Raw genomic sequence first — 11918 nt, forward strand, 5'->3', positions numbered from 1 at the left:
CTGGAACGCCTCGGGGGCGACGGCCAGGCAGCGCTGCCAGGCGTCGCCCCAGGCGGTTCCGGGCTTGAGGGTGAGGGTGGGTGCCATCGGTGATCTCCGCTCTCGTTGCACAGGCGGGGCGGGATGTGGCGGGCCGTACGGCAGGGAGGCCGTACGGCAGGGGTGTGCGTACGGGGAGGAAGGTAGTGGCACGGAGCGTGACCGTGACCCGATCGCGGACCGGGTATGGCTCACATCACGCGAGGTTGCCGGGTGTTTCGGCCAGAAGGGCCAATACCAGCCCGGCGGTCTCCGTGGGGGTCGCTCCGACGCTCACGCCCGCCGCCTCCAGTGCGGCCTTCTTGGCCGCGGCGGTGCCCGAGGAGCCGGAGACGATGGCGCCCGCGTGGCCCATCGTCCTGCCCTCGGGGGCGGTGAAGCCCGCGATGTAGCCGACGACCGGCTTGGTGACACGGTCGGCGATGTACCGCGCGGCCCGCTCCTCCGCGTCGCCGCCGATCTCCCCGATCATCACGATGAGGTCGGTGTCGGGGTCGGCCTCGAAGGCGGCGAGCGCGTCGATGTGGGTGGTGCCGATGACCGGGTCGCCGCCGATGCCCACGCAGGTGGAGAAGCCGATGTCGCGCAGCTCGTACATGAGTTGGTAGGTGAGGGTGCCGGACTTGGACACCAGCCCGATCCGGCCCGGCTTGGTGATGTCGGCGGGGATGATCCCGGCGTTGGACTGGCCCGGGGAGATCAGCCCGGGGCAGTTCGGGCCGATGACCCTGGTGGCGCGGGCCCGGGCGTACGCCTGGAAGGCGACTGCGTCATGGACCGGGACGCCCTCGGTGATGACGACGGCGAGCGGCATCCGGGCGTCGGCGGCCTCGGTGACGGCGGCCTTGGCGTGGGGCGGCGGGACGAAGAGGACGCTCACATCGGCGCCGGTGGTGTCCATGGCCTCGCCTACGGAGCCGAAGACGGGCACCGTACGGCCGTCGATGTCGACCCGGGTCCCGGCCTTGCGCGGATTGACACCGCCGACGACATCGGTGCCCGCGGCGAGCATCCGCCGGGTGTGCTTCATGCCTTCCGCGCCGGTCATGCCCTGGACGATGACCTTGCTGTCCTTGGTGAGGAAGATGGCCATGCGAGGAGCCCCCTTATGCGGCGGACGTGCCGGACGCGGCGGACGCGGCGGATGCGGCGAGTTCGGCGGCGCGCGCGGCGGCGCCGTCCATGGTGTCGGCCTGGTGGACGAGTGGATGAGCCAATTGGCCAAGGATGGCCCGGCCACGTGCGGCGTTGTTGCCGTCGAGCCGGACCACCAGCGGTTTGGTGAGGGGCACGGTGTCCAGGGCGCGCACGATGCCGTCGGCCACCGCGTCACAGGCGGTGATGCCGCCGAAGACATTGACCAGGACGGAGCGCACATCCGGGTCGTCGAGGACGAGGGAGAGACCGTCGGCCATCACCTGGGCGGAGGCGCCACCGCCGATGTCGAGGAAGTCGGCGGGGCGGGCGCCGCAGCCGGCGACGACGTCCAGGGTGGACATCACCAGGCCCGCGCCGTTGCCGATCACGCCCACCCGGCCGTCCAGCTTCACATAGCCGAGCCCGGCGGCCGCGGCCCGGGCCTCCAGCGGGTCCCGGGCGCGGTCGTCGGCGTCGTCCCATGACGGCTGCCGGAAGCGGGCGTTGTCGTCCAGGGTGACCTTTCCGTCCAGGGCCACGATCGCGCCGTCGCGGGTCACCACCAGCGGGTTGACCTCGACGAGGAGGGCGTCGTACGCGGTCAGGACGGTCCACAGCCGGCGGATGGTCTCGGTCGTCTCGCGCGGCAGTCCCCCGGCGACGGCGATCTCGGCGGCCTTCGCCTCGGTCACCCCCTCGGCCGGGTCGACGGCGATCCGGGCCACCGCCTCGGGGCGGCGCGCCGCGACCTCCTCGATCTCCATACCGCCCTCGGCGGAGGCGATGGCGAGGAAGCGGCCCGCGGCCCGGTCCAGGGTGAAGCCGAGGTACATCTCCCGCGCCACCTCGACGGGTTCGGCGACCATCACCCGGTGGACGGTGTGGCCCTTGATGTCCATGCCGAGGATCCGGCGTGCGGTCAGCTCGGCCGCGGCCGGGTCGTCGGCGAGCTTCACCCCGCCCGCCTTGCCCCGGCCTCCGGTCTTCACCTGGGCCTTGATGACGACGCGTCCGCCGAGCCGTTCGGCGGCCGCGCGGGCGGCTTCGGCCGTGTCCACGACCTCCGCGCTCGGCACCAAGACACCGTTGTCATGAAGGAGTTCCCGTGCCTGATGTTCGTACAGGTCCATTGCCAGCTCCCTGTGCTCCCTGATGGTCCGTCAACAACGCTTGATCCAGCGCTGGATGGAACGAGTGGCGCACGCCCCCTGGACATCGCTCGGCCGATGGTGGGATAACAAAGTTCATACAGGATAACGTCGACTGTATGCAATCCAGCGATGTGTAATCCAGCGATCCATCTGCGAGGCAGCACCGAACCCCTACGAAGGGACGCGATTCGCCATGCCCGACGACAGTCAGAACCTCATCTCCGGCGGGCACTTGGTCGCCAAAGCACTCAAGGCAGAAGGCGTCGAGGTCATCTACACCCTCTGCGGCGGCCACATCATCGACATCTACGACGGCTGCGTCGACGAGGGCATCGATGTCATCGATGTGCGCCACGAACAGGTCGCCGCCCACGCCGCCGACGGCTACGCCCGGATCACCGGCAAGCCCGGCTGCGCCGTCGTCACCGCCGGCCCCGGGACCACCGACGCGGTCACCGGTGTCGCCAACGCCTTCCGCGCCGAGTCACCCATGCTGCTCATCGGCGGCCAGGGCGCCCACAACCAGCACAAGATGGGCTCCCTGCAGGACCTTCCGCATGTGGACATGATGGCGCCGATCACCAAGTTCGCCGCCACCGTCCCGGACACCGCCCGCGCCGCCGATATGGTCTCCATGGCCTTCCGCGAGTGCTTCCACGGCGCCCCCGGGCCCTCCTTCCTGGAGATCCCGCGCGATGTGCTGGACGCCAAGGTGCCGGTGGACAAGGCCCGCGTCCCCCAGGCCGGGCACTACCGCGCCTCCACGCGCAACGCCGGCGACCCGGAGTCCGTCCAGAAGCTGGCCGATCTGCTGGTCCAGGCCGAGAAGCCGGCGATCCTGCTGGGCAGCCAGGTGTGGACCACCCGCGCCACCAGCGCGGCCACCGAGCTGGTGCGCACCCTCAATGTGCCCGCGTACATGAACGGCGCGGGGCGCGGCACACTCCCGCCCGGCGATCCGCACCACTTCCAGCTCTCCCGCCGCTACGCCTTTTCCAACGCCGACCTCATCGTCATCGTCGGTACGCCCTTCGACTTCCGGATGGGCTACGGCAAGCGGCTCTCCCCCGACGCCACCGTGGTCCAGATCGACCTCGACTACCGCACGGTCGGCAAGAACCGGGACATCGACCTCGGCATCGTGGGCGACGCGGGGCTGATCCTCTCCGCCGTCACCCAGGCCGCTTCCGGCCAAGGGGGGTTTGGGGGGATTCCCCCCATAAGGCACAGTAATGGGGGTGCGGGCCAGCGCAAGGAGTGGCTGGACGAGCTGCGCGCCGCCGAGCAGGCGGCGATCGAGAAGCGGCTGCCCAATCTCCGGTCCGACGCCTCCCCCATCCACCCCTACCGCCTGGTCAGCGAGATCAACGACTTCCTCACCGAGGACTCGATCTACATCGGCGACGGCGGCGACATCGTCACCTTCTCCGGCCAGGTGGTCCAGCCCAAGTCGCCCGGCCACTGGATGGACCCGGGCCCGCTGGGGACGCTCGGTGTCGGGGTGCCGTTCGTGATGGCCGCCAAGCAGGCCCGCCCCGACAAGGAGGTGGTGGCGCTCTTCGGCGACGGCGCGTTCTCCCTGACCGGCTGGGACTTCGAGACGCTGGTCCGCTTCGACCTGCCGTTCGTCGGCATCGTCGGCAACAACTCCTCGATGAACCAGATCCGTTACGGCCAGAAGGCCAAGTACGGCGAGGAGCGCGAGCGGGTCGGCAACACCCTCGGCGACGTGCCCTACGACCAGTTCGCGCGGATGCTCGGCGGCCATGGCGAGGAGGTCCGCGACCCGGCGGACATCGGCCCGGCGCTGCGCCGCGCCCGGGAGTCCGGCAAGCCGTCGCTGATCAACGTCTGGGTGGACCCGGACGCGTACGCCCCCGGAACCATGAACCAGACCATGTACAAGTAGGGAGGCGCCACCATGTCCCAGGCTCCCCAGGCCAATCAGGCTCTGTCGGGCATCCGCGTCCTCGACATGACGCATGTGCAGTCCGGTCCCTCCGCCACCCAGCTGCTCGCCTGGCTCGGCGCGGATGTGATCAAGCTGGAGAACGTCACCGGCGACATCACCCGCAAGCAGTTGCGCGACCTCCCGGACGTGGACTCGCTCTACTTCACGATGCTCAACTGCAACAAGCGGAGCATCACGCTGAACACCAAGAGCGAGCGCGGCAAGGAGCTCCTGACCGAGCTGATCCGCCGCAGCGACGTCCTGGTGGAGAACTTCGGTCCGGGCGCGGTGGACCGCATGGGGTTCTCCTGGGAGCGCATCCAGGAGATCAACCCCCGGCTGGTCTACGCCTCGATCAAGGGGTTCGGCGACGGCCCGTACACCAAGTTCAAGGCGTACGAGGTGGTCGCGCAGGCCATGGGCGGGTCGATGTCCACGACCGGCTTCGAGGACGGCCCGCCGCTGGCCACCGGCGCCCAGATCGGCGACTCCGGCACCGGGGTGCACTGTGTGGCGGGCATCCTCGCCGCGCTCTACCAGCGCACCCACACCGGGCGCGGCCAGCGGGTCAATGTGGCGATGCAGCACGCGGTGCTCAACCTGTGCCGGGTGAAGCTGCGCGACCAGCAGCGGCTGACGCACGGGCCGCTCGCCGAGTACCCGAACGAGGACTTCGGCGACGAGGTGCCGCGCAGTGGCAACGCCAGCGGCGGCGGCCAGCCCGGCTGGGCGGTCAAGTGCGCGCCCGGCGGGCCCAACGACTACGTCTACGTGATCGTGCAGCCGGTCGGCTGGGAGCCGATCACCCGGCTGATCGGCCGGCCCGAGCTGGCCGATGACCCGGAGTGGGCCTCGCCCGAGGCGCGGCTGCCGAAGCTGGCCAAGATGTTCCAGCTGATCGAGGAGTGGTCCAGCACCCTGCCGAAGTGGGAGGTGCTGGAGCGGCTCACGGCGCACAACATCCCGTGCGGGCCGATCCTGTCCACCAAGGAGATCGTCGAGGACGCCTCGCTCGCGGCCAACGAGATGATCGTCGAGGTCGACCACCCCGAGCGCGGCTCTTTCACCACGGTCGGCTCCCCGCTGAAGCTCTCCGACTCCCCGGTCCGGGTCGAGCGCTCCCCGCTGCTGGGTGAGCACAACGAAGAGGTGTACGTCGGGGAGCTGGGGCTCGGCGACGAAGAAGTGCGGCTGCTCAAGACGAACGGAGTGATCTGACGGTGACGTATGACAACGATGCCGTGCGCGCGGTGCTGGACGCCGCCCGCGCCGAGGGGCGCACGGCGCTGACCGCCCCCGAGGGGAAACGGATCACCGACGCGTACTCCATCCCGACCCCGGCCGAGGGGCTGGCGGAGTCCGCCGACGAGGCGGTGGCGCTCGCCGACCGGATCGGCTTCCCCGTCGTCCTCAAGATCGTGTCCCCGGACATCCTGCACAAGACCGACGCGGGCGGGGTCCGGATGGGGCTGACGTCCTGCGCCGACGTGCGGAGCGCGTTCACCACGATCGTCGACAACGCCCGTGCCTACGATGCGAAGGCCCGGATCCTGGGCGTCCAGGTGCAGCAGATGATCCCGGACGGCGGGCAGGAGGTCATCGTCGGCGCCGTCACCGATCCCACCTTCGGGAAGGTGGTGGCGTTCGGGCTCGGCGGGGTGCTGGTGGAGGTGCTGAAGGACATCACCTTCCGGCTGGCCCCGGCCACGAGGGACGAGGCGCTGTCGATGCTGGACGGGATCCGCGCCGCCGAAGTGCTGCGCGGGGTGCGCGGCGGCGAGGCGGTGGACCGCGCGGCGCTCGCCGATCTGATCGTGCGGGTCTCCCGGCTGGTGGCGGACTTCCCCGAGATCACCGAGGTCGATCTCAACCCGGTGTTCGCCACCGCGAGCGGGGTGCTCGCCGCCGATGTGCGGCTGCTGATCGGGGACCCCGCTCCGCGGACGCGCCGCCGCTACTCGCGCGAGGAGATCCTGGGCTCGATGCGCCGGCTGATGCAGCCGCGCTCGGTGGCGGTGGTGGGCGCCTCCAACGAGCAGGGGAAGATCGGCAATTCGGTGATGCGCAACCTCATCGACGGCGGCTTCCCCGGCGAGATCCACCCGGTGAACCCCAAGGCCGACGACATCCTGGGCCGCAAGGCGTACAAGACCGTCACGGACGTCCCCGGCGAGGTGGATGTGGCGGTCTTCGCGATCCCCGCGAAGTTCGTGCCCGCCGCGCTGGAGGAGGTCGGCCGCAAGGGCATCCCGAACGCGGTGCTGATCCCGTCCGGCTTCGCCGAGACCGGTGAACACGAGCTGCAGGCGCGGATCGTGGCCATCGCCGAGGAGCACGGGGTGCGGCTGCTGGGGCCCAACATCTACGGCTACTACTCCACCTGGCAGGACCTGTGCGCCACCTTCTGCACCCCGTACGACGTCAAGGGGCCGGTGGCGCTCACCTCGCAGTCCGGTGGCATCGGGATGGCCATCCTCGGCTTCGCCCGGACGACCAAGACCGGTGTCTCGGCCATCGTCGGCCTCGGTAACAAGTCGGACCTGGACGAGGACGATCTGCTCACCTGGTTCGGTGAGGACGACCGCACCCAGTGCATCGCGATGCACCTGGAGGACCTCAAGGACGGCCGGGCCTTCGTGGAGGCGGCACGGGCCACGGTGCCCCGGAAGCCGGTGGTGGTCCTCAAGGCGGGCCGTACGGCCGCGGGCGCCAAGGCCGCCGGGTCCCACACCGGCGCGCTGGCCGGGGACGACGCGGTCTACGACGACATCCTGCGGCAGGCCGGGGTGATCCGGGCGCCGGGCCTCAACGAGATGCTGGAGTACGCGCGGGCGCTGCCCGTGCTGCCCGCACCCCAGGGTGACAACGTCGTCATCATCACCGGCGCCGGGGGCTCGGGGGTGCTGCTGTCGGACGCGATCGTCGACAACGGGCTGTCCCTGATGGAGATCCCGGAGGACCTGGACGCCGCCTTCCGCCGCTTCATCCCGCCGTTCGGCGCGGCCGGGAACCCGGTGGACATCACCGGCGGCGAACCGCCGTCCACCTACGAGGCGACCATCCGGCTGGGCCTGGAGGATCCGCGGATCCACGCCCTGGTCCTGGGCTACTGGCACACCATCGTCACCCCGCCGATGGTGTTCGCCGAGCTGACCGCGCGGGTCGTCGAGGAGTTCCGCGCCCGGGGCATCGCCAAACCGGTGGTGGCCTCGCTCGCGGGCGACACCGAGGTCGAGGAGGCGTGCGCGTACCTCTTCGAGCGCGGGGTCGTGGCCTATCCGTACACCACTGAGAAGCCGGTGGCCGTCCTGGGTGCCAAGTACCGCTGGGCCAGGTCGGCGGGGTTGCTCACCTAAGCGCTCCGCTGGAAGTGCCCCGACCTGCCGTCGATCGTCTGCGGCACCGTCGTGGCTGGTCGCGCCCGCGTGGCGGAGCCGCACATCGACACGGCCCCGCGCCCCTTCGGGGCGCCACCGGACCGCAGCCGACTTCCACCGATCCGCAGAGCAACCCGCGTTTCCCGGAGCACGAAGAGTTTGGACAGGGGGCGCTGGCCGGGTTCCTTCGAAGCCAAGGGGACGACATGAGCACAGCAGAACAGCCGGAAGGGGTCCTCCCCTTCCGTGAAGTGCGGGACAGCAAGGGGCGTACGTATCGCATCGGCGAGACCGACCGCGACATCCTGGGCCACAGCCGGAAGCTGATGGTCTATCTGCCGTGGATCGCCATGATGGCCATCAGCGTGTCCGAGTACGCGTACGGCTCGGCGGAGGACACGCTCTCGGAGGCGCACGGCTGGACCCAGAGCAACACCTTCTGGATCCTGAGCGTCTGGGTGTTCTTCCAGGCGGGCATCGCCTTCCCGGCCGGATGGCTGCGGGAGAAGGGAATCCTGACCGCCCGCAAGGCGATGTTCCTGGGGTCGGGGCTGTGTCTCATCGGCTTCCTGGCCCTCTCCCACCTCGACAACGTTTTCGCGGCGATCGTCGGCTTCGGCGTCGTCGGCGGTCTCGGCTCCGGGTTCGTCTACGCCACCTGCATCAACATGGTGGGCAAGTGGTTCCCGGAGCGGCGCGGGGCGAAGACGGGGTTCGTCAACGGAGGGTTCGCCTACGGCGCACTGCCGTTCATCTTCATCTTCAACTACTGGTTCGACACCGGGAACTTCGATGAGGTCCTGGACCTCATCGGGGTCTATGTGCTGATCGTCGTGGCGGTCTGCGCGTGGTTCTTCAAGGACCCGCCGAAGAACTGGTGGCCCGCCGACATCGACCCGCTGAGCTTCAGCGGTAACGCCAAGAGCGCGGCGAGCCTGGCGAAGAACCCGCCGGCGGTACGGCAGTACACGCCCAAGGAGGCCATCAGGACGGGCATGCTGCCGCTGATGTGGCTGTCCCTGGTGCTCACCGCGGGAGTGTCCATCTTCGGCATCTCCTTCCAGGTCGACTACGCCAAGGACGTGGGCTTCGGCCCGCTGGTGGCGGCCTCGTCCATGGGCATCATGTCCGTCATCAACGGTGTCGGACGCGGTGTGGTCGGCTGGCTCTCGGACCTGTGGGGGCGGAAGACGACGCTGGTCTTCGTCATCGTGGTGCTGGGCCTCGCCCAGTTCGGGGTGATCTGGGCCGGCAATATCCACAACGAGGTGCTGTTCCTCTTCTTCGCCTTCCTCTCCGGGTTCGGCGGCGGCGCCTTCTACCCGATGTTCGCGGCGCTGACCCCGGACTACTTCGGGGAGAACTACAACGCCACCAACTACGGCCTGGTGTACAGCGGAAAGCTGATCAGCGGGCTGTTCGGCGGCGGCCTGGGCTCGATGGTGGTCGACTCCTGGGGCTACGACGGCGCGTACGCGCTCGCCGGAGGCATCTCCATGGTGGCGGCCGCGGTGGCCCTGCTGCTGCGGCAGCCCGGCCGGCCGCGGGTCCGGGGCATCGCCCCGAACCCGCAGCCGATCAGCCGCGAGGCGGTCTAGCTCAGCCGCGAGGCGGTCTGGCTCAGCCGCGAGGGACCCTCGCTCAGCCCCGTCCGCCGCAGCGCAACGACCGCAGATAGCGGGCGGAGCGGCGGGCGGTGGTGAGCGAATCGGCGGGCTGGTCGTGCTCCACCATCCAGTGGTGGTCACGGCGCCCGCCATGGGTCCTGCCGACCGCGCTCAGGAAGCGGCGGTAGTCGATGTCACCGTCCCCGACGTCCACCATCCGGTAGCCGTCGGGGACGGTTTCGTCGTGCTCCCCGTCCTTGACGTGGAAGAGCGGATAGCGGTGCGGGGCCCGCAGGACGTAATTCAGCGGCTCGAAGGGCGCCGGGGAGCCGTCGGCCTTCTTGCCGAAGCGGTACTGGGCCACATACGCCCAGTAGATGTCCATCTCCAGATGGACCAGTTCGGGGTCGGTCTCGGCGAGCAGCACATCGTAGAGGCGGACGTCCGGCCGGTCGGTGGCGAAGGAGAACTCCTCGGCGTGGTTGTGCTGGTAGAACTTCATCCCGCGCGCCTTCGCCGCCGCGCCGTAGGTGTTGAACTCCTCCGCGCAGCGCTTCCAGCCGTCCACCGTGGAGCCGTAGCGCCAGGGCCCGGAGGCGGTGCCCACATGCGGCAGGCCGAGCGCCTCGGCGTCGTCGAGCACCTGGGTGAGGTTGGTGGCGAAGGTGTACGCCTTCGGGTCGTCGGAGTAGTAGCCGACGTGGCTGCCGATACCGCGCAGCCCGTTGTCCCGCATCAGCCGCCCCAGCTGCTTGAGGGTGATGTCGCCCGTGCCCTGGGTGTAGCCGGCGAACTCCACCTGGTCGTAGCCGTACCGGGCCAGTTCCTCGAAGACGCCGGCGAAGCCGATGGACTGCACCTGGTCGCGGAGGGTGTAGAGCTGGATGCCGAGGTGGCCGCGGGGCACCAGCGGGCCGCCCCGGCCGTTCTGGGCCGACGCGGCGGTGGTGCTGCCCGTCTGGGCGGCCGTGGCGGTGCCGGTGCCGAGCAGGCCGGCGGCCGTGGCGCCCGCGGCGACGCCGAGGAATCTGCGACGGCGGAGGGTCTCGGCGAGTTCGGGGTTGTCCTGGGCCCTCTTCACGGGGTGTCTCCTTCGGTTGCGTTCGTCAGGCCGGCGAGGCGGAGGAGCAGGTTCTTGACGTCGGTGGCGGCCACTTGGCCGCGCACCGCGCCGGGCCGGGAGCAGAGGAGGACGGGTCCGTCCTCCTCGCGGTCCGGGAGGCGGCCGTGGCTGCCGCGCACCGGGGACGGGTCGAGCGGGACGACGGCCATGCGGTAGCGCATCCCGGTCTTCTTGCGGGCCAGCGCGGTGGCGGCCCGCACCCGCACATAGGGGTCCTTGGGGTCCATGAACAGCTCGGCCGGGTCGTAGCCGGGCTTGCGGTGGATCTCCACCAGCTGGGCGAAGTCGGGGGCGCGGGCGTCGTCGAGCCAGTAGTAGTACGTGAACCAGGCGTCCGGCGCGGCCACCGCGACCAGCTCCCCGGAGCGGGGGTGGTCCAGGCCGTGGGCCTTCTTGCCCTCGTCGTCGAGGAGTTCGGCGATGCCGGGCAGTCCGGCCAGGGCGGCGCGGGTGGCGTCCAGGTCCTCCGCGCGGCGCACATACACATGGGCGAGCTGGTGGTCGGCGACCGCGAAGGCGCGGGAGGCGCCGGGGTCCAGATACTCCATGCCGTCCTGGGTGTGCACCTCCAGCAGCCCGGCGCGGCGCAGCGCCCGGTTGATGTCCACCGGCCGGGAGACCCGGGTGATGCCGTACTCGGACAGCGCCACGACGGTGCGGCCACGGGCGGCGGCGTCGTCGAGCAGCGGACCGAGGGCGGTGTCGAGTTCGGCGGCGGCGGAGTGGGCGCGGGGGTCGTCGGGGCCGTACCGCTGGAGGTCGTAGTCCAGATGCGGAAGGTAGGTCAGCACCAGATCGGTGGGGCTGGTGCGCAGGATGTGGCGGGTGGCGTCGATGATCCACTGCGAGGAGACCAGGTCCGCGCCCGGCCCCCAGAAGTGGAAGAGGGGGAAGGTGCCGAGTTTGGCGGTGAGTTCGTCGTGCAGCGCGGGGGGCCGGGTGTAGCAGTCCGGCTCCTTGCGGCCGTCGGCGTAGTAGACGGGGCGCGGGGTGACGGTGATGTCGGTGTCCGAGCCCATCGCGTACCACCAGCAGATGTTGGCCACGGTGTAGCCCGGGTGGGCGCGGCGGGCGGCGTCCCACAGCTTGTCGCCGCCTACTAGGCCGTTGTGCTGCCGCCACAGCAGCACCTCGCCCATCTCGCGGAAGTACCAGCCGTTGCCGACGATGCCGTGCTCGGCGGGGGTGGTGCCGGTGAGGAACGTCGACTGGGCGGCGCAGGTGACGGCGGGCAGCACGGTGCCCAGCGAGGCGCGCGAGCCGGAACGGCCGAGCGCCTTGAGGCGCGGCATGTGGTCCAGCAGCCGTGGGGTGAGCCCGACGACGTCCAGGACGAGGAGCGGTGTCGGGCCGCTCCTGTCGCTCCGGTGGCTCGGGGCGCTCATGGCAGCTCCTTGAGGCCGAGGTCGGTCAGCAGGTCGCGGGCGAGGGCGAGTTCGGCGGCGATGCCGTCGGCGAGCCGGTCGCGGGTGCGCGGGCGCAGCTCGGGCGGGAGCGCCTGCCAGGTGTAGGTCTCCACTTCGAGGTGGCGGG

General features: G+C 70.4%; 8 protein-coding genes and 1 pseudogene. 4 read left to right on the forward strand and 5 right to left on the reverse strand.

What is annotated here, in order from left to right:
* Positions 1-235 precede the first annotated feature (235 nt).
* Together sucD and sucC are read right to left on the reverse strand one after the other, a co-directional pair.
* The gene (sucD, locus tag GWI24_RS30740; RefSeq protein WP_210949147.1) at positions 236-1132 is read right to left on the reverse strand and encodes a succinate--CoA ligase subunit alpha; all 897 of its coding nucleotides are present in this window, start codon (positions 1130-1132) and stop codon (positions 236-238) included.
* Between the two features lie 13 nt (positions 1133-1145).
* Positions 1146-2306 carry an ADP-forming succinate--CoA ligase subunit beta gene (sucC, locus tag GWI24_RS30745; protein ID WP_210949148.1) on the reverse strand — a complete coding sequence of 387 codons (1161 nt, stop codon included), beginning with the start codon at positions 2304-2306 and terminating at the stop codon, positions 1146-1148.
* A gap of 214 nt (positions 2307-2520) precedes the next feature.
* Here sucC and GWI24_RS30750 point away from each other — a divergent pair, with 214 nt between their 5' ends.
* The 4 genes from GWI24_RS30750 to GWI24_RS30765 all read left to right on the forward strand — a co-directional run bounded on the left by GWI24_RS30750 (position 2521) and on the right by GWI24_RS30765 (position 9253).
* A complete protein-coding gene (locus GWI24_RS30750; RefSeq protein ID WP_210949149.1) occupies positions 2521-4236 on the forward strand; it encodes a thiamine pyrophosphate-binding protein in 1716 nt (571 codons plus the stop codon).
* A 12-nt stretch (positions 4237-4248) separates the two neighbouring features.
* Positions 4249-5496, forward strand: a complete 1248-nt coding sequence (gene frc / locus GWI24_RS30755) for a formyl-CoA transferase (RefSeq protein ID WP_210949150.1) — start codon at positions 4249-4251, stop codon at positions 5494-5496.
* A gap of 2 nt (positions 5497-5498) precedes the next feature.
* On the forward strand, positions 5499-7634 hold the full coding sequence (locus GWI24_RS30760; protein WP_210949151.1) for an acetate--CoA ligase family protein: 2136 nt from the start codon (positions 5499-5501) through the stop codon (positions 7632-7634).
* Positions 7635-7861: 227 nt separating this feature from the next.
* Positions 7862-9253, forward strand: a complete 1392-nt coding sequence (locus GWI24_RS30765; protein ID WP_210949152.1) for an OFA family MFS transporter — start codon at positions 7862-7864, stop codon at positions 9251-9253.
* 43 nt (positions 9254-9296) lie between these two features.
* Here GWI24_RS30765 and GWI24_RS30770 read toward each other — a convergent pair whose 3' ends face one another.
* From GWI24_RS30770 to GWI24_RS45715, 3 genes and pseudogenes are all read right to left on the reverse strand, one after another.
* Positions 9297-10343, reverse strand: a complete 1047-nt coding sequence (locus GWI24_RS30770; protein WP_210949153.1) for a sugar phosphate isomerase/epimerase — start codon at positions 10341-10343, stop codon at positions 9297-9299.
* Positions 10340-11770 (reverse strand): nucleotide pyrophosphatase/phosphodiesterase family protein, encoded by a 1431-nt coding sequence (locus GWI24_RS30775; protein ID WP_210949154.1) that lies wholly within the window; start codon positions 11768-11770, stop codon positions 10340-10342. The genes GWI24_RS30770 and GWI24_RS30775 overlap by 4 nt, the downstream gene beginning before the upstream one ends.
* Positions 11767-11918, reverse strand: a pseudogene (locus GWI24_RS45715) (xylose isomerase); the annotation flags it as partial. The gene GWI24_RS30775 and the pseudogene GWI24_RS45715, both read right to left, overlap by 4 nt.

The sequence above is a fragment of the Streptomyces sp. MK37H genome, from assembly GCF_018035285.1.
Taxonomy (GTDB): Bacteria; Actinomycetota; Actinomycetes; order Streptomycetales; family Streptomycetaceae; genus Streptomyces; species Streptomyces endocoffeicus.